Genomic DNA, 18,266 nt, shown 5'->3' on the forward strand with positions numbered 1-18,266 from the left:
TTAGGAGAATTCCGTTGGGTAACGCACGCAACATCGCCTTTTGGGTCGTCCTGTTTCTACTGATCCTGGCTCTTTTCAACCTGTTCAGCGGGCCCGGCAGTACGCTGCAAAGCCGTGAGATCAGCTACTCCGAATTCGTCAACGCGGTCGAATCCGGCGAGGTCAGCAACGTCACCCTGGACGGCGAGCAGGTCCGTTTCCGTCAGGAAGATGGTGTCGACTATGTTGCGATCAAGCCGGAAGACGCTGAAATCACGCAGCTTTTGATCGACAATGACATCGCCGTGCGCGCCGAACAGCAACAGCAATCAGGGTTCCAGACCTTCCTGATGTCGCTCTTGCCCTTCCTGCTGCTGATCGGTGTCTGGGTCTACTTCATGAACCGGATGCAGGGTGGCGGCAAAGGCGGTGCGATGGGCTTCGGCAAGTCCAAGGCGAAGATGCTGACCGAAAAGCATGGCCGCGTGACCTTTGACGATGTTGCGGGAATCGACGAGGCGAAGGAAGAGCTCGAAGAAATCGTTGAGTTTCTGCGGAATCCGCAAAAATTTAGTCGTCTGGGCGGAAAGATTCCGAAAGGCGCCTTGCTCGAGGGTCCTCCGGGGACCGGTAAGACCCTTCTGGCCCGGGCGATTGCGGGTGAAGCGGGTGTGCCCTTCTTCACAATCTCGGGATCGGATTTCGTGGAAATGTTCGTGGGTGTCGGTGCCTCCCGTGTCCGCGACATGTTCGAGCAGGCCAAGAAGAACGCGCCCTGCATCGTCTTCATCGACGAAATTGACGCCGTGGGTCGGCACCGGGGTGCGGGTTATGGCGGCGGCAATGACGAACGTGAGCAAACGCTCAACCAACTGCTGGTCGAGATGGACGGCTTTGAGGCCAATGAAGGTGTGATCATCATCGCGGCCACAAACCGCAAAGACGTGCTGGACCCTGCGCTGCTGCGCCCAGGCCGGTTCGACCGTCAGGTCACCGTGGGCAACCCGGACATCAAAGGCCGCGAAAAGATCCTCGGCGTGCACGCCCGCAAGACCCCGCTTGGCCCGGATGTGGACCTGCGCATCATCGCGCGCGGCACGCCGGGCTTCTCCGGCGCCGATCTGGCGAACCTGGTGAACGAAGCAGCACTTGGCGCAGCCCGCGTGGGGCGCCGCTTTGTGACGATGATCGATTTTGAAAGCGCCAAGGACAAGATCATGATGGGGGCGGAGCGCCGCTCCATGGTCATGACGCCTGAACAGAAGGAAATGACCGCCTATCACGAGGCCGGGCATGCGCTGGTGGGCATCAAGCTGCCCAAATGCGATCCGGTCTATAAGGCAACGATCATTCCGCGCGGTGGCGCGCTTGGTATGGTGATGAGCCTGCCCGAGATGGACCGCCTGAACATGTTCAAGGATGAATGCCACCAGCGGCTGGCCATGACCATGGCGGGCAAGGCGGCGGAGATCCACAAGTATGGCCCCGAGGCGGTATCGAATGGCCCGGCGGGTGACATCATGCAAGCCTCTGGTCTGGCGCGCGCGATGGTGCTGCGCTGGGGCATGTCGGACAAGGTCGGCAACATCGACTATTCCGAAGCGGCCGAAGGCTATCAGGGCAACACCGCGGGCTTCTCCGTCTCGGCCAATACCAAAGAGCTGATTGAGGAAGAGGTGCAGCGCTTTATCGCGGATGGGTACGACTGGGCGCTTAAGATCATCCAGGAAAACGAGACGGAGTTCGAGCGCCTTGCGCAAGGGCTGCTGGAGTATGAGACGCTGACCGGCGAGGAGATCAAGCGGGTCATGAACGGTGAACCGCCGGTGCCACCTGCGGGTGAGGATGACAAGCCCGACAGCGGGTCGGCCCCCAGCGTCATCGGTATTCCGAAGGCCAAAGCGAAGGCGAAGAAGACACCCCCGTCCGATGGCGGGATGGAGCCGGAGCCGACCTGATCACGCCCCGAAGTGGTGGCATCACAAAAAACCATGGGCCCCGCCACGCGCGGGGCCTTTTCTTTTGGCGAGGTCTCTGGTCCAACTGCGCGGGATAGCTCCCGGAGGATCGCTCATGCCCGCACTTTTGCCCACTCATTTTACTGGCACGATCACTTGGCTGGGCCGCGTGCGCAACAGCGCGAAGACGCTTCGGGCCGAGGCGTTGGAGACGGCGGAACTCACCTTTGCCGGCATCGCGGGCGAGTGCCACGGTGGCCTCACCCGCCCCTCCTGCGTGCGGGTCAAGGCCCAGTACCCAAAGGGCACAGAGATCCGCAATGTGCGCCAGCTCTCGGTGCTCTCTGCCGAGGAGCTCGCCGTGATTGCGGCTGAGATGGGGCTGGAGGCCATTGATCCAATATGGGTCGGCGCGTCCATGGTGATCGAAGGGATCCCGGATTTCACACATGTGCCGCCGTCCTCGCGGCTGCAGATGGCCAGCGGGGCGAGCATCACGGTGGACATGGAGAACCGGCCCTGCGTGCTGCCGGGGCGGGAAATTGAAAAGGATGCGCCGGGCTTCGGTGCGGCCTTCAAACCGGCGGCCAAGACCCGACGTGGGGTCACCGCCTGGGTCGAGCGGGAGGGCGCTGTGGCCGTCGGCGATACGGTGACGCTGCATATTCCGGATCAGCCGGTCTGGGCGCATCTCCCCGACGCGCGAACGTAACAATCGTTTCCGAAACGAAACGATTGCGGCGCTTCCCGCCGCTGACGACTGCGGAAAGGTCGGAATCCCCCTTCTGCGCGCCGGTGCGCGCTCGTATGCAGGACGCAGCAACTTCGCCGCGTGCGGCGTCTCATCGGGGAGTGTTCCATGGCCTATAAGTCTGACATCGAAATTGCACGCGCGGCGTCGAAGAAACCGATCCAGGAGATCGGCGCGAAGCTGGGGATCTCCAGCGACGATTTGCTGCCATACGGCCATGACAAGGCGAAGGTGTCGCAGTCCTTTATCAACTCGGTGCAGGGCAATGAAAACGGCAAGCTGATTCTGGTGACGGCGATCAACCCGACCCCTGCGGGAGAGGGCAAGACCACCACAACCGTGGGTCTGGGGGACGGTCTGAACCGCATTGGCAAGAAGGCTGCCGTCTGCATCCGCGAAGCCTCGCTTGGGCCCAACTTCGGCATGAAGGGCGGTGCCGCGGGTGGCGGCTATGCGCAGGTTGTGCCGATGGAAGAGATGAACCTGCACTTCACGGGCGATTTCCACGCGATCACCTCGGCGCACTCGCTGCTGAGCGCGATGATCGACAACCACATCTACTGGGGCAATGAGCTCGAGATCGACACCCGCCGCGTTATGTGGCGCCGTGTGGTTGACATGAACGACCGGGCGCTGCGCCAGATCACGACGTCGCTGGGCGGTGTGGCCAACGGCTTCCCCCGTGAGGCGGGCTTTGACATCACCGTGGCCTCGGAGGTTATGGCGATCCTCTGTCTGGCGAAGAACCTGTCAGATCTGCAGAAACGCCTTGGGGACATGATCGTGGCCTATCGCCGCGACCGCTCACCCGTCTATGCGCGCGACATCAAAGCGGATGGCGCAATGACCGTGCTGCTGAAAGACGCGATGCAGCCGAACCTGGTGCAGACGCTGGAGAACAACCCGGCCTTCGTGCACGGTGGTCCGTTTGCGAATATCGCGCACGGCTGTAACTCCGTGATCGCGACGACCACGGCGCTGAAACTGGCGGACTATGTGGTGACAGAAGCCGGCTTTGGAGCCGACCTTGGGGCCGAGAAATTCCTCAACATCAAATGCCGCAAGGCGGGGCTCGCGCCCTCCTGCGTGGTGATCGTGGCCACTGTGCGCGCGATGAAGATGAACGGCGGCGTGGCCAAGGCCGATCTGGGTGCTGAGAATGTGGGTGCCGTCAAGAGCGGCTGTGCCAACCTCGGGCGTCACATCGAGAACGTGAAGAGCTTTGGCGTGCCGGTTGTGGTGGCGATCAACCACTTCGTGACCGACACGGACGCCGAAGTGCAGGCCGTGAAGGACTACGTGGCCGGGCAGGGTGCGGAAGCGGTGCTGTCGCGACACTGGGAGCTTGGCTCCGAAGGCTCCGCCGATCTGGCGACGAAGGTGGTCGAGACCATTGAGAAGGGGGAGGCTGACTTCGCACCACTCTACCCCGACGAGATGTCACTGGCCGACAAGATCAACACCATTGCGACCAAGATCTACCGCGCAGATGCAGCCCTGATGGATCAGAAGATCCTCAACCAGCTGACGGATTGGGAAGAGCAAGGCTATGGCAATCTGCCGGTCTGCATGGCGAAAACCCAGTACAGCTTTACCACCGACCCGAACGAGCGCGGCGCGCCCACCGGGTTCACCATCCCGGTGCGCGAGGTGCGTCTGAGCGCGGGTGCTGGCTTTGTGGTGGCGATCTGTGGTGAGATCATGACGATGCCCGGCCTGCCGCGCGTGCCGTCGGCGGAAGCCATCAAGCTGAATGCGGATGGCGATGTGGAAGGTCTTTTCTGATCACCGCCGGATCACGAATGTCCACGGGGGCGGCAAATCCTGTTGCCCCTTGGGGCGTCGAGCGCGCAAGCTCGATCAACGGACATTCAGGGAGACGACAATGACCAGAACACTTGCCCTTCTTTTCGCAGTGATCTTCGCGGGCGCCGTTGCGGCACAGGATCGCCATGTGGGCTACTACTACCCCGAAGTGACCTCTGAGGAGAGCTTCGACCGGGTGGTGCGCGCCAGCCAGGGTGCGGGCAAAGCGGTGCGGATTGACTTCGTCAACCTGCTGACCAGCTCGCAGCTGGAGGCTCCGGAAAGCCCGCGCTTTGTCTTCTTTGCCAAGGGCGCCGACGCGGATACGTTGATCCTCACGGCGCTGGATGACGAGGTCTTTGCCACGCTCTATCGCGCACGCGCGATCATGGCGCAGCTCACAGTCGCCGTCCGTCAGGGCGGATTTTTTCAGCAGGAGGAGCTGCAATATGTGGCGACCTTCTATGATTTGCTGCAACTTATGCAGTTCAATGAACTGGTGATCACCGATGGCCGCTCCTGGGCCCACAAGGTTGCCTTTCAAAGATAACGGGACAGACACTATGCCAGCCAAGATCATCGATGGAAAAGCTTTTGCCGCAACGGTTCGGGCGCAGGTTGCGGACCATGTGGCCAAGCTCGAGGGCGATCACGGGATCACACCGGGGCTGGCGGTGGTGCTGGTTGGTGAAGATCCGGCGAGCCAGGTCTATGTGCGCTCCAAGGGGAAGCAAACCGTCGAAGTGGGCATGAAGTCGGTTGAGCACAAGCTGGCGGCTGACACCTCGGAGGCCGATCTGCTGAAGGTGATCGACGATCTGAACAACAATACCGAAATCCACGGCATTCTGGTGCAACTGCCGCTGCCGAAGCACCTGGATGAGGATCTGGTGATCAACTCCATCGCGCCCGAGAAGGATGTGGATGGCTTCCATATCTCCAACGTCGGTCTGCTGGGCACTGGCCAGAAATCGATGGTGCCCTGCACGCCGCTGGGGTGCCTGATGATGCTGCGGGATCATCATGGGAGCCTGTCTGGCATGGATGCGGTGGTGATCGGGCGCTCCAATATCGTCGGCAAGCCCATGGCGCAGCTGCTCTTGGGCGATAGCTGCACGGTGACCATTGCGCACAGTCGGACGAAAGATCTGCCGGATGTGGTCCGGCGCGCGGATATCGTGGTGGCCGCCGTTGGGCGCCCCGAAATGGTGCCGGGCGACTGGATCAAACCGGGGGCAACGGTCATCGACGTGGGCATCAACCGGCTTGATGCGCCCGAGAAGGGCGAAGGCAAGACCAAACTCGTCGGTGATGTGCGCTATGAGAGCTGTGCCGCCGTTGCGGGTGCGATCACACCCGTGCCGGGTGGCGTTGGCCCGATGACCATTGCCTGCCTGCTGGCCAACACCGTGACCGCCTGTTGCCGCGCCAATGGTCTGCCCGAGCCCGAAGGGCTGACTGCCTAGAGCGGCACCGGCACCATGGTGCCCTGAAGGATCGCGATCAGCGTCTCTTCACCGTCCTTGAGCGCGTGCACCTCGCTGCTGACCACGACCAGCCGACGCCCCGGTTTGATGACACGACCCCGGGCGCGGAGGTGATCCCCCAAGGCCGGTGACAGCAGGTTGATCTTGATCTCGGCCGTGACCACTTCGCGGTCGAGCGGCAGCAGTGTGAGCGCGGCGTAACCCGCCGCGCTGTCACCGATGGAGAAGGTGAGACCTGCATGGCCAAATCCCTGCTGTTGAGTGGCTTTGGGCAAGATCGGCGCTGTGATCTCGACCGCGCCTTCGGCGACACTGGTGATCGCGGCGCCCAAAGTGGTCATCATGGCCTGCGCGTTGAAGCTCTGGTGGATGCGGTCTGTGTGTGCGGCGTCCATCTGCGTTCCCTACCGTGGCATCGGCACACATGTGGGCATGGGACCGGTGAGGATGGCAAGAGCGTCTTGCTGCATGAGGCGACCCAGCACATCGCTGTAGCTGCGCAGCCCGCCGGTGTAGGTGCCATAGGCGGGCAGGATCAACCGATTGGAATCAAACAGAAATGCGGGCCGGGTAATTGTCCGGCCCCGGGTGTGCAGACCGGCCTTGGGGTGGTAGTGGCCCGAGACCTCGCCCACCCCCTCTGCGCTGGCGATGTGGCGGAACGTCAGCGGGCCGAGCGTCATCTCCCGTCGGTGCGTGCCCCCGAACTCGAGCGGGCCCGGGTCGTGATTGCCTTCGATCCAGACCCAGCGACGCCCGGCCTGCAGTTGCGCGATCCAGAGCCGCTCCTCCTCGGGCAAGGCGGCGGCGGCGGTCAAATCGTCAAAGCTGTCACCGAGGCAAATGACGGTCCGCGCTTGCGTCGCTGCGAGATCGTCCGCGAGCCGCCCAAGCGTGTCGCGTGTCTCATAAGGCGGCAAGGCCTGCCCACTGCGTCGGGCCACACGTTCTGATTTGCCCAGATGCAGATCGGAGACGCAGAGGAGCGCCTCACTGGGCCACCAGAGTGCACCGGAGCCCAGAGCTTTGAGCGCGGCATTCGCAAAGGTGAAATCGTGGCAGTTCATGATTTGTTCATCGCGCATCAGGACCGTCGGCGCAAGTGGTCTAATAGCCCACGCGCCAGCGCGGTTTGCTTGCCGGTTGCGGGGTGATCTGCGCGAGGCCCGATGTCTCCATCAGCCGCGCGGCTTCCTCGGCCAGCAGCTGCTCCTCGGCGGCACCTTTCACGGGCACGCGGCCCATTTCGAGGAACAGTGGCGCGGCCAGCGGGGTCACACGGTCGAGTGTGATATGGTCGATCCGGTCACCTACCCGTTGTGCCATCTCCTCGATCCGCCCGAAGTCCACCAGACCGCGCAGCGCTTCCTCCCGGGTGATGTCGAGGAGCAGGTGACCGGGGTCGTATTTCTGCAGGGTGTCGTAGAGGATGTCGGAGCTGAATGTGGCCTGCCGCCCGGTCTTGCGCGCGGAGGGTGTGTTGCGCTGGATCAACCCGGCGATGGTGGCGCTGGCTCTAAACGTCCGTTTCATAACGGCATTCCCGGCAAGCCAGGTCTCCAGCCCGTCCTGCAGCGCGTCGAGATCGAAGAGCGGTGCGGGCGCATCCACCCGGGTCAGACCCCAGATCAGGGTGGCGTAATCGGTGGCGACGAAGCCCATGGGATTGAGCCCCATCTCCTCCATGCGCTTGGTGAGCAACAAGCCCAGCGTCTGCTGGCCGTTGCGCCCGGCGAAGCCATAGATCACCGTCTGTTCGCGCCCGTCATGAGGGAAGCTCTCGATCAGCAGACGGCCGGGTTCGGGCAGCTGGCTGACCTGGCGTTGGAGCGCCAGCCAGTCCGCGGTATGGGCGGGCAGGTCGGGCCAGCTCTCCTGCTGGAACATCTCGATGACGCGGGCGCTGAGTTGGGTGGACGTGGCAAACTTCGTGCCGAGGAAGGTGGCCACCTTCGGCTTCTTCGCGGCGTTGCGGCTGACCTCGACGGTCATCTCGCGCAGGCCCTCGTAGCGCACGATCTGGCCGCCGATCAGGAAGGTGTCGCCCGGCGTGAGCGACGCGGCGAAGCCTTCTTCGACCTCGCCCAGAGGCTTGCCGCCGCGGTTGCGCTTGAGGCGCACCTTCAGCGTGTCGGTGTCCTGTATCGTCCCGATATTCATACGAATTTTCTGGGCGGCACGCGGGTCGCGCAGCTGCCATTGGCCATCGGGGCGCTGCAGCAGCCGCTGCCATTGGTCATAGGCGCGCAGCGCATAGCCGCCGGTGGCGCAGAAGTCGAGGCAGGCGTCGAATTCCGCGCGGCTGAGCGTGGTGTAGGCCCCGACGGTGATGACTTCCGCATAGAGCGCGTCGGCATCGAAGGGGCCGGCGGCGGCGGTGATCAGGATGTGCTGGCAGAGCACGTCGCGCGGGCCGCGCCCGCGCGGGTCTCCGTCGAGCGCGCCTTCGCGGACAGCCTCGAGGGCGGCCACGCACTCGACCACCTCGAAGCGGTTGGCGGGCACCAGCAGCGCCTTCGAAGGCGCGTTGTAGCGGTGGTTGGCGCGACCGATCCGCTGCACCAGCCGTTTGACGTTCTTGGGCGCGCCGATCTGAATAACCAGGTCGACATCGCCCCAGTCGATCCCGAGATCGAGGCTGCCGGTGCAGACGATTGCGCGCAGCTCGCCGCGGACCATGGCGCCCTCGACGCGCTCGCGCTGCTGGCGGTCCAAGGATCCGTGGTGGATGCCGACCGGCAGGCTGTCTTCATTGGCAAGCCACAGATTATGAAAGAAAATTTCCGCCTGCGCGCGAGTGTTGTGGAAGATCAGCGTGGTCTTGTGCTGGCGGATCTGGTCGAGCACGGCGGGGATCGCATAGGCCGCTCCGCCGCCCGACCAGGGGGGCGCTTCCTCGGTGGTGAGCATGGAGATGTCGGGGGCGGGGCCGGGGTCGGCCAGGAGGATCTCGCAAGGGTCGGGGTGGCGGGCGAGCCCACGTGCGATGGCCGCCGGGTCTTCGACGGTGGCGGAGAGACCGACGCGACGCAAATCCGGGCAGAGGCGCTGCAGCCGTCCCAGCGCGAGCATGAGTTGATCGCCGCGCTTGCTCTCGGCGAGGGCGTGGATTTCATCGACGACCACGCGCTGGAGCCCCTCGAACATGCGTGGCGCGTCCTCGTAGGAGGTCAGCAGGGCGAGGCTCTCGGGCGTGGTCAGCAGGATGTGCGGCGGGTCTGCGCGCTGGCGCTTCTTGCGGCTGGCGGGCGTGTCGCCGGTGCGGTCTTCGATGCGGATGGGCAGGCCCATCTCCGTCACGGGGGTCGTCAAATTCCGTTTGATATCAGCGGCCAAGGCCTTGAGGGGCGAGATGTAGAGCGTGTGCAGCCCGTCCCGGGGCGCCTCTGCCAGATCGACCAGCGTGGGCAGGAAACCGGCCAGTGTCTTGCCGCCGCCGGTAGGGGCGATGAGCAGCAGGGCGGGCGCGTCGGCGCGGTCGAGCATCTGCTGCTGATGCGGGTGAATGGACCAGCCTTTGGCGGCGAACCAGTCGTGAAAGGTCTGGGGCAGGGCGGACATGCGCGGAAGATAGCGGATGTTGGAGGGCGGGCCAGTCCCAACAGTCGGGATTTCGCACACCAGAGGAGACGCCCGGACGCAACGTTCGGTGGGCACCGTACGGTGCGACACGGCGAATCAAGGGTTAATGCCAGTGTTTCATGGCAAAACCCACGTCGGTATTGCGTCGGTATCACGTCGGTATTGCGTCGGTGTTTGGGTCGGTGCGACCCGGGTGAAGAGACCGGACGGTGCGTTTGTGACCAGAGTGTTAACGCGGACCGGGCGTCGGACGCTCACACCGTCTGCACCCGTCTGGCCCACCAGGGGAGATGCGGTCAGATGACCCTAACCGGGCAGCGCCAGCTCGGCAGCTGCGAGGCGAACGAAGGCCTGTTGATTTTTCACGTGACGCTCGGCCAGTTTTGCCTGGGCCTTGCCGCGTGTGAACAGGCGCGCGGGCTCTGCCGCGGAGGATGACCCCGCGGGTCCCGCAGGGCTGCGGCGGGCGGCCTGCAGCATGTCGTCGGGCAGGATCTGTTCGGCCATCGGCCCGAGAAAGAGGCTTTCCGTCGGGGCGCCGTTGGAGAAGATGATCTCGTGCCGGTCCAGCAGAATGTGCCAGTAGGTGATGCGGGCCACTTCGGTTGCGCTGCGGATGCCGGGCACGCCGACCAGCTTCTTGGCGGGGATCAGGACCTCGGGGTGATCGAAGATCCGCTGCGCGATCTTCGAGTTGACGAACACCCGGTGCTGCGGCGAGACCATGAGGGTGCGGCTGGGAATGCCCGGACCCAGCGCGTCCTTCTCAATGGCGATGGGGCAGGTTCGGGGTGTCGTCGGGATCGTGAAACTGCCGATCCAGCGGATGGGCTGGAAGCCCCTGTCGAGGGTGCGCAGTCTGGCCCCGGGAGACAGCGCGCCGACGGGGATCTCGCCCTGATCCGTCTCGATGAGGGTTCCGGACGCGAAACAGACGACGCTCGAGCTGTCGATGGAGCGCGAGGCGCTGCTGACATACATGCCGTCATAGCTGGCATTCTCCACGGAGGTGAGTTCGATGGATTGAATGCTGATATTGTCGAGATGGGTCTGATCGGTGGGGACGACATAGGCCTGGCCATTGGCGAGCTGGGCAATCCCGACCGAGGTCAACATCGTGCTGCCATCGCCCAGGGTCACCGTTGCGGCGTAGGATTGAATGCTGTCGAGCGTGCTTGTGACGCCGTCGATGGTGATGGTCTCGGCGCCGCCGAGGTCGTTCTCCCAGATCACGCCGTCGCCATTGGAATCGGTCGCGGTGGCGTTCACGAAGGACATCACGGAGTTGTCGTAGGTGCCGAGAAGTGCGGCTGCGTTCTCGCTCGTGGTGTTGCCTTCCGTGGTGTCCACGTCCGCAAAGGAGCCTATCGAAATCCAGGTTGCCATGATCCATGTCCAAAAGCGCGGCCCCGGGGGCACGCATCCGCGAGCCCCTGCTTAGGAAAAATTGGTCAATATGAGCTTAAGAGGGCCTGGGATGTCGCGATGCGCCGCCGGGCGGGATCAGGCCGCGCGCGTGCACGCTGGCGAATGCCCGGGGAGACCCTGCAGACGGGCGGGACCGGGCGCGGCCTCGACCGCATGGGGGCGCGCGGCCTGCAGCCCGGCCTTACTTCACGATGTGCTCGTCCTTGACGAACATGTTGGCCCAGGCGCGATCGATCAATTCGGGGCTCATCTGGTAGGGGAGGCCCTCGAAATCGCAGATCGAGATCATCTGGTCGATCAGGAAGATCGGCTGGTAGTTGGCATAGATGTTGTCGATCTCGGGGTATTTGACCTTCAACAGGTGCACCAGCGTGGCCTCGTCCAGCGGCATCTGGCGCTTCTTGGCGACCATGGCGAAGATTTTCAGGAAGTTCTCCTGATTGGGGCCGTCGATCTTGATCTTGAAGAAGATCCGGCGCAGGGCGGCCTGGTCGAAAATCTCGTTCGGGTGGAAGTTGGTGGAGAAGATCACCAGCGTGTCAAACGGCACCTCGAATTTTTCGCCCGACTGCAGGGCGAGGATGTCCTTGCTTTCCTCCAGCGGCACGATCCAGCGGTTTACGAGGCTTTGCGGCGGTTCAGCCTGGCGGCCAAGGTCGTCGACGATGAAGATGCCGCCGGTGGATTTCAGCTGCAGCGGCGCCTGATAGGTGCGCGCGGTGGGGTTGTAGACCAGATCGAGCATCTCGAGGCTGAGCTCGCCCCCGGTGATCACCGTGGGGCGTTCGCATTTCACATAGCGCTGGTCGAACTTCGGCGTGCGGCGCAGGGAGGTGGGGTCGTCCTCCTCCACCGGCACGGCGGCATGCACGATGGGGTCGTAGACCGTGATCACCTGACCGGCGTATTCGATGGCGCGGGGTACGAAGACATGATCGCCCAGCGCGTCGCGGATGCCGTTGGAGATGGAGGATTTGCCGTTGCCGGGGGGGCCGTACATCAGGATCGAGCGCCCGGCGGAGACGGCGGGGCCCAACTGGTCGAGCAGGGTGTCGGGCAGGACGAGGTGGCCCATGGCGCCGGTGAGCTGGGCGCGTGTGATCTGCATGTTGCGCACGGACTGGCGTTTGACCTGCTCGCGGTAGACATCGAGCGGCACCGGCATGGCGCCGAAGTATTCCGATTGCGCCAGCGCATCGAGGGCGCGGGATTTGCCCTGCTCGGTCAGCTGATAGCCCATCTCGTTGCCGTTGTTGGCATTGAGCGTGCCCGTGGCCTCCAGCAGGCGCTGTTCGCGGGCCATGTCGATGAGTTCCTGCGTGACGCGGATGGGCAGGCAGATCGCCTGGGCGAGTTCGCTGACCATATCGACGTTCTTGCGGAACATGGTTTTCAGCACGATGTCGCGCATCATCACGGTAGAGAGCTGCATGTCGTCCAGCGTGCTGGGTTGCGGCGGCGCCAAGACGTCGGCGGTGTGCATGTTCATGGGCTCGTCCTCGATAACAGCTGCTCTGCGGTGGCGCTTGGCCTCCGGTTTATGTGCAGCGTATCGGATGAAAATGGCGTAAATCAGGCGCCATAAAGGACAGCGAGGATCAGATAGAGCGAGAGCGCCATGCCGAGGGCGAGGCCCATGGGGAATTTGGTGCCCTGGTCCCAGCTGGTCCAATGGGGGGCGAGCTTGCGCAGGGGGGTGGCGCGGGCAATGCGGTGCGTGACGAAGGCCGCGAGCAGGGAGGCGGCGAGCAGCGACAGGATCAGCCGCAGATCGCCCGGGGCGACGAAGGGGGCGGCGGCGGCGATGAATTTCGCGTCACCGGCCCCCATGGCGCCGATGGCGTTGAGCAGGATGCCGAAGACCAGCATGATTGCCAGTTGCGCCAGCCGCCAGAGGTAGGTTTCGAGATCCGGCATGGCGAAGGGGCCGACCACCACGAAGACCAGCGCCAGGGCGACCACGGTGGGGTTGGTGATCTTCATGCGCGAGAGATCCGTGAAGGCCACGTAGAAGCAGAGCGGCAGCACGAAGGGCAAAAACCACCAGGCGGAGGAGGCGGTGATGGCCATGCCGGCGTCAGGCTTCGAGCGCTTTCAGGGCGCGCACCGCCGGTTCAAAGTGCTGCGGGTGGGTCTCGATGGCGTCGCGCAGCAGCGTCTTGCCCACGGTCACATCGCCCTGCTTGATCGCCGAGAGCGCCATGGTGTGCAAAAGCTGGGCGCGTTCGGTCTGGTCCATGGGAATCACGGGCAGGGTGTAGTCCCCCTGTGCGCCGCGGGCCAGAACCAGGTTGTTCTTGGCGGTAAAGAGCGTGGGGTCCTGGCGGATCGCCTCGCCGAAGAGGCGCTCGGCCTCCTCGTAGTCGCCGCGGGTGAGCTTGGAATAGCCCCAGTTGTTGAGCACGCCGGAGGGTTTGGTGGTCAGCCCGGTGGCGATCTCGTAGAAGCTGTCGGACTTGGTCCATTCCTCGTTGCTGTCGGCGAGCATCGCCTCGAGCCGGTAGCGGTTGAAGGTCTCATGGGTTGGGGGCAGCGCGTCGAGCGTCGCCTCGGCCTTCTTCCAGTTGCCGGTGCGAATGAGCGTGTCGGCATAGGCCACGCTGTCCTCGGCGGTGGATCCGTCCATTCTGGTCACCTTTTCCCAGGCCGGTGCGGCTTCGGCGAAGCGCTTGGCGCGCACCAGCGAATAGGCCAGCCCGCGCTGCAGGTCGATGCGGTCGGGCTTTTCGGTGGCGGAGCGCGTGAAATAGGCGACCGCCTCGTTGGGATCGGCAACCGTCAGCATCACATCGTTGAGGTTGCTTTCGTCGATCACGTTGACGTCCTGGAACGCACGTTCGACGGTGTCGTCAGCATCTTTTTCGGCGCAGCCCGCAACGAGGACCGCACCCGCCAGACAGGCGGACAGAAGGATGGGGTGGCGCATGGGTTTTGCGTCCTTTTACTGCTCTTGCCTCGATTACGGCGTCTGGCGGATCAGGAAGTCGCTGCTGCCGCGCCGTACCAACTTATAGTCGTCGGTTTGTACCCTGTTTGTAGCAGAATTTTCAGATTTTGCGAGCGCTAAGCGCAAGTTGTCGCGGATTGCGACACTTTCGCCATTGTCGAGCGCGAAGGCGCGTTTGAAGACCAGTTCGGCCTCGGCGAGCTTGCCCGCTTCCATCAGCACGACGCCGAGGTTGTTCCAGTCTTCGGGCTGGGCATCGTCGCGCGCCACCGCCCGGCGCAGCAGGGTTTCGGCCTGTCCCAGACGCCCCAGGCCCAGATTGGCGCTGCCGAGACTGGCGAGGATCTCGGCGTCGATGGCGCCGCGGGCCACGGCGGCGCGGTTGAAGGATTTGATCGCCAGTTCGTATTCGCCCGCCGCGAGCAGACGGTGCCCGACCGCGACCCCGTCAACCGCCTCGCCCTCGAGATCGACCCCGGGCGCGTCGATCTGGCCTTCGGGGAGCGCCACGGGGTCGGTGCCCGTGACACAGCCCGCAAGACCGAAGCCGAGAAGGAGGGCGGCGGCGGCCCTGGCCGGTGTCATCATCAGTTTGCGGTCATGTTACCCAATTGCGTGATGCCGTGTACGGAGGGCCCCACCAGGATGATCAGCAAGGGCGGCACGGTCAGCATCATAGTGGCAAGGGTCATCTTGGTTGGCAACTTGTTTGCCGCCTCTTCGGCGCGCATCACGCGCTTGTCGCGCATCTCGGCCGCATAGACCCGCAGCGCCTCGGCGATCGAGGTGCCGAAGGTGGCCGACTGGATCATCACCGTGACGAAGGACGACACATCCTGCACGCCGCAGCGCTCGGCCATGTCGTTCAAAACCTGGGTCTTGTCCTTGCCGGCCTTCATCTCATAGGCGACGATGTCGAATTCCTGCGCCAGCGCCGGGTAGGAGGCGTGCAGCTCGCGCGCCACCCGCACGATGGATTGATCGAGCGACTGGCCCGCCTCGACGCAGACCAGCATCATGTCGAGGCTGTCGGGGAAGCCGCTGGTGATTTCCTCCTTGCGGGTCTCGACCCGGCGGGTGACCCAATAGGTGGGCAGGTAGTAGCCGATGGCGCCGGGGATGATGAGGTACATCATCATCTGGTTGCTGGAGAAACCTTCCCCACCGCCGAGTACGATCAGGTAGATGAAGGCGCCGAGCAGGCCCAGGATCGCCAGCGAAAATTGCGCGAAGTGGAAGATGCGCACGGCGTCCTTGCTCTGGTAGCCCGCCTGGCGCAGCTGCAGCTGTTTCTTGCTGAGCTCCTGGTGATCCTGCGGCTCGAGGAAGCTGGCGAAGCGCTGCAGCTGTTCATTGCGCTCGCCCTGGCGCAGACGCTGCTGCGGCTCTTTCCCGGCATCGGGCGATTGCGCCGATTTCTTCAGCTTGCTCATCGGGTCTTCGGGCTGCTGCAGGATCAGGATGACCGTGACAGCGACCATGATGACACCGATGGTGCCGAGGATGATGATCGGACCGAGCGGGCCGAGGAGATCCGTGATCATGGTGTTCAGAGAGGCGAAAAAGTCCATCGGTCAGATCCTTACACCTTGATGTCGGTCAGAATGCGCATCACGATCAGGTTCAGCGCCAGCATGATGCCCACCGCGAAGCAGGCCGGGATGAAGAGCGCGTGGTCGCGCACCTCGTCGTAGTAATTCGGGTCGGACACGTTGATCACGATCAGCGCCACGATGGGGAAGGCGGAGAGGAACTTGCCGGACCATTTCGCCTCCGCCGTGATCGCCTTGACGCGGCGGAAGAGGCGGAAGCGGGCGCGGATCACCTTGGCGAGCCCTGCGAGGATTTCGGCGAGGTTGCCGCCCGAGGTCTGCTGGATGGTCACCGCGACGGCGAGGAAGCGCAGATCCTGCATTTCCAACCGTTCGGCCATTTCCTTGAGCGCATCGCCCACGTCACGGCCATAGGCGGATTCGTCCGCGATCATGCCGAATTCGGAGGCGAGCGGGTCCTGCACCTCCTTGGCGACGATCTGGATGGCGGAGGAGAAGGGGTGGCCGACGCGCAAGGAGCGCACCATCAATTCCACCGCGTCGGGCAACTGTTCTTCGATCATCGACAGGCGTTTGTTGGCCTTTTGCGAGACCCACATGTAGACCGCGCCGACACCGATGCCGACCGACAGCAGCGCACGCACGCCCACCTCGGTGGCGGTGCCGACGGTCAGCCCCATGAAGGCCACACCCGCCAGCAACACCATGATCAGGATGAGCTGGCGCGGGGTGAAGGCGATGGCGGCTTTCTGCGCCTTCTCGCCCAGCAGCGAGTAGAGCGGAATGCTGCGGGATTTCATGTGCTGCTGCATTTCCTTGCGCAGCTTTTCCAGCACCTCTTCGCGGCCATTGCCCTTGTCGAGCATCTCCAGCCGGCGGTTGACGCGGCTGTTGAGGCTGATGGATTTGCCGAAGGTGACGAGGTAGAGGCCCTCGACCAGCACCAGCACGCCGATGAAGATCAGGCCGTAGACGATGAATTCGGTGTTCATGAGCAAGTCCTCAAGTGGCGAAGCGGTAGGACATGAAAGAGGTCCTCAAGTAGCGAAGCGGTAGGACATGAAAGAAGTCCTCAGTTCCAGTGACGTCCCAAAAATCTGAGATGCTTTTGCCCAAGACCAGAGGCCAGCCCCCGACCCTGGGTGGGGGTGAAGCCCGCTCCCGCCAAACCGAAGGTTTGCCTTCGGCAAAACGGGAGGATCGGGGGCTGGCCGGCGGTGCCGGCCGGGCGCATTGGCCCACCGGATGGGTCCGGTTTCTGGATGGTGCTTTGGCGAAGCGATTGGACATGGAAACGATCCTGACGGCGGGGCGGCTGTGTTTTGCCCCTATTCGGCGGCGATGGGTTCGTAGATGGACGGCGGCAGATCGTAGCCCCAGAGGCGGAAGCGTTCGGCAAAGGCCGAGCGCACGCCGGTGGCGGTGAAATGCCCGATGATCTTGTTGTCGGGGGTGAGGCCGACGCGCTGGTAGCGGAAGATCTCCTGCATGGAGATGACCTCGCCTTCCATGCCGGTGATCTCGGTGATCGAGGTCATGCGGCGCGAGCCGTCCTGCAGGCGCGAGGCCTGCACGATGAGGTTGACCGCCGAGGAGATCTGGCTGCGCACGGCCTTGATGGGCATTTCGATGCCCGCCATGGCGATCATGTTTTCGAGACGGCTGATGCCGTCGCGGGCGGAGTTGGCGTGGATCGTGGTCATCGAGCCGTCGTGGCCGGTGTTCATGGCCTGCAGCATGTCGATGACCTCCTCGCCGCGGGTCTCGCCGACGATGATGCGGTCGGGGCGCATCCGCAGGGCGTTTTTGAGACAGTCGCGGGGGGAGACTTCACCCTTGCCTTCCACGTTCGGCGGGCGGCTTTCCATGCGGCCCACGTGGGTCTGCTGTAGCTGCAGTTCCGCGGTGTCCTCGATGGTGAGGATCCGCTCGGAATTGTCGATGAAGCTGGAGAGCGCGTTGAGCGTGGTCGTTTTGCCGGACCCGGTCCCGCCCGAGACGATGATGTTGAGGCGGGTGGCGACGGCGGCCTGCAGGTAAGCGGCCATTTCCTCGGTGAAGGCGCCGAAGCCGACCAGGTCGTCGATGCCCAGCTTGTCCTTCTTGAACTTCCGGATCGAGACGAGGCTGCCATCGACGGCGACGGGCGGCACCATCGCGTTGAAGCGCGAGCCGTCCTTGAGACGGGCGTCCACGTAAGGATTGCTCTCGTCCACGCGGCGGCCCACGGCGGAGACGATTTTGTCGATGATCCGCAGCAGATGGCGTTCGTCCTTGAAGGTGATGTCGCTGAGTTCGAGCTTGCCGTCACGCTCGACGAAGATCTGCTGCGGGCCGTTCACGAGGATATCGTTCACGGTGTCGTCTTTCAGAAGCGTCTCGAGCGGGCCGAGACCGGTGACCTCGTCGTAGAGCTCGGAGGTCAGGGTCTGGCGGTCTTCGCGGTTGAGCACGATGGAGCGCTCTTCCAGGAACTCGGCGGAGATTGCGCTGATTTCCTGACGCAGGTCCTGCTCGGAGGCGTGCTCCAGAGCGGAGAGGTTCAGGTTGTCGAGCAGCACGCGGTGCAGATCGAGCTTGATCTCGCCCATGCGCTCCTTGCGCTTGCGCTCCTTGTCCATGGGCGTGGCCTGCGCCGGTGCGCTGGGCGCGGCCTTGCGCGTGACCGAGGGCGCGGCGGCGGGTTTCGCGGTGGCGATTTCCGTGACCGGTGCTGCGTCCTTGGTCTCTGCCGGGCGCTGTGCCGATGGTTTTTTGTACTTCGAGAACATCGCT

General features: G+C 63.7%; 16 protein-coding genes. 5 read left to right on the top strand and 11 right to left on the bottom strand.

Annotation, left to right across the window (positions count from 1 at the left end):
* The first annotated feature begins 14 nt into the window (after nucleotides 1-14).
* The 5 genes from ftsH (at nucleotide 15) to folD (ending at nucleotide 5,960) form a co-directional block, all read left to right on the top strand.
* Nucleotides 15-1,937 (top strand): ATP-dependent zinc metalloprotease FtsH, encoded by a 1,923-nt coding sequence (gene ftsH, locus Q1A71_RS18110; RefSeq protein WP_299679642.1) that lies wholly within the window; start codon nucleotides 15-17, stop codon nucleotides 1,935-1,937.
* Nucleotides 1,938-2,052: 115 nt separating this feature from the next.
* Nucleotides 2,053-2,649: an MOSC domain-containing protein gene (locus Q1A71_RS18115; protein ID WP_299679645.1), complete on the top strand. Its 597-nt coding sequence runs from the start codon at nucleotides 2,053-2,055 to the stop codon at nucleotides 2,647-2,649.
* A 147-nt stretch (nucleotides 2,650-2,796) separates the two neighbouring features.
* The gene (locus Q1A71_RS18120) at nucleotides 2,797-4,473 is read left to right on the top strand and encodes a formate--tetrahydrofolate ligase (protein ID WP_299679649.1); all 1,677 of its coding nucleotides are present in this window, start codon (nucleotides 2,797-2,799) and stop codon (nucleotides 4,471-4,473) included.
* A gap of 100 nt (nucleotides 4,474-4,573) precedes the next feature.
* Nucleotides 4,574-5,044 carry a hypothetical protein gene (locus tag Q1A71_RS18125; protein WP_299679652.1) on the top strand — a complete coding sequence of 157 codons (471 nt, stop codon included), beginning with the start codon at nucleotides 4,574-4,576 and terminating at the stop codon, nucleotides 5,042-5,044.
* Between the two features lie 13 nt (nucleotides 5,045-5,057).
* Nucleotides 5,058-5,960 carry a bifunctional methylenetetrahydrofolate dehydrogenase/methenyltetrahydrofolate cyclohydrolase FolD gene (gene folD, locus Q1A71_RS18130; protein WP_299679655.1) on the top strand — a complete coding sequence of 301 codons (903 nt, stop codon included), beginning with the start codon at nucleotides 5,058-5,060 and terminating at the stop codon, nucleotides 5,958-5,960.
* Here the strand turns inward: folD and Q1A71_RS18135 are convergent.
* From Q1A71_RS18135 to Q1A71_RS18185, 11 genes are all read right to left on the bottom strand, one after another.
* A complete protein-coding gene (locus Q1A71_RS18135; RefSeq protein ID WP_299679658.1) occupies nucleotides 5,957-6,376 on the bottom strand; it encodes a PaaI family thioesterase in 420 nt (139 codons plus the stop codon). The two genes, folD and Q1A71_RS18135, sit on opposite strands and share 4 nt — an antisense overlap.
* Nucleotides 6,377-6,385: 9 nt before the next feature.
* Complete coding sequence (gene pdeM / locus Q1A71_RS18140; protein ID WP_299679899.1) at nucleotides 6,386-7,048, bottom strand: ligase-associated DNA damage response endonuclease PdeM; 663 nt, start codon at nucleotides 7,046-7,048, stop codon at nucleotides 6,386-6,388.
* Nucleotides 7,049-7,088: 40 nt separating this feature from the next.
* Nucleotides 7,089-9,542 carry a ligase-associated DNA damage response DEXH box helicase gene (locus tag Q1A71_RS18145; protein ID WP_299679661.1) on the bottom strand — a complete coding sequence of 818 codons (2,454 nt, stop codon included), beginning with the start codon at nucleotides 9,540-9,542 and terminating at the stop codon, nucleotides 7,089-7,091.
* A 327-nt stretch (nucleotides 9,543-9,869) separates the two neighbouring features.
* On the bottom strand, nucleotides 9,870-10,949 hold the full coding sequence (locus Q1A71_RS18150) for a Hint domain-containing protein (protein WP_299679664.1): 1,080 nt from the start codon (nucleotides 10,947-10,949) through the stop codon (nucleotides 9,870-9,872).
* Nucleotides 10,950-11,172: 223 nt separating this feature from the next.
* Nucleotides 11,173-12,480: an ATPase gene (locus tag Q1A71_RS18155; RefSeq protein WP_299679667.1), complete on the bottom strand. Its 1,308-nt coding sequence runs from the start codon at nucleotides 12,478-12,480 to the stop codon at nucleotides 11,173-11,175.
* A gap of 83 nt (nucleotides 12,481-12,563) precedes the next feature.
* Nucleotides 12,564-13,061 (bottom strand): prepilin peptidase, encoded by a 498-nt coding sequence (locus Q1A71_RS18160; protein WP_299679669.1) that lies wholly within the window; start codon nucleotides 13,059-13,061, stop codon nucleotides 12,564-12,566.
* Between the two features lie 7 nt (nucleotides 13,062-13,068).
* Complete coding sequence (locus Q1A71_RS18165; RefSeq protein ID WP_299679672.1) at nucleotides 13,069-13,917, bottom strand: tetratricopeptide repeat protein; 849 nt, start codon at nucleotides 13,915-13,917, stop codon at nucleotides 13,069-13,071.
* A 33-nt stretch (nucleotides 13,918-13,950) separates the two neighbouring features.
* Nucleotides 13,951-14,526 carry a tetratricopeptide repeat protein gene (locus tag Q1A71_RS18170; protein ID WP_299679675.1) on the bottom strand — a complete coding sequence of 192 codons (576 nt, stop codon included), beginning with the start codon at nucleotides 14,524-14,526 and terminating at the stop codon, nucleotides 13,951-13,953.
* Nucleotides 14,526-15,509 (bottom strand): type II secretion system F family protein, encoded by a 984-nt coding sequence (locus Q1A71_RS18175; protein ID WP_299679678.1) that lies wholly within the window; start codon nucleotides 15,507-15,509, stop codon nucleotides 14,526-14,528. Before Q1A71_RS18175 ends, Q1A71_RS18170 begins: the two co-directional genes overlap by 1 nt.
* 11 nt (nucleotides 15,510-15,520) lie before the next feature.
* A complete protein-coding gene (locus tag Q1A71_RS18180; RefSeq protein WP_299679681.1) occupies nucleotides 15,521-16,483 on the bottom strand; it encodes a type II secretion system F family protein in 963 nt (320 codons plus the stop codon).
* 336 nt (nucleotides 16,484-16,819) lie between these two features.
* Nucleotides 16,820-18,262: a CpaF family protein gene (locus Q1A71_RS18185; protein WP_299679684.1), complete on the bottom strand. Its 1,443-nt coding sequence runs from the start codon at nucleotides 18,260-18,262 to the stop codon at nucleotides 16,820-16,822.
* Between the last annotated feature and the right edge of the window lie 4 nt (nucleotides 18,263-18,266).

The organism is uncultured Roseobacter sp. (assembly GCF_947493125.1).
Classification (GTDB): Bacteria; Pseudomonadota; Alphaproteobacteria; order Rhodobacterales; family Rhodobacteraceae; genus Roseobacter.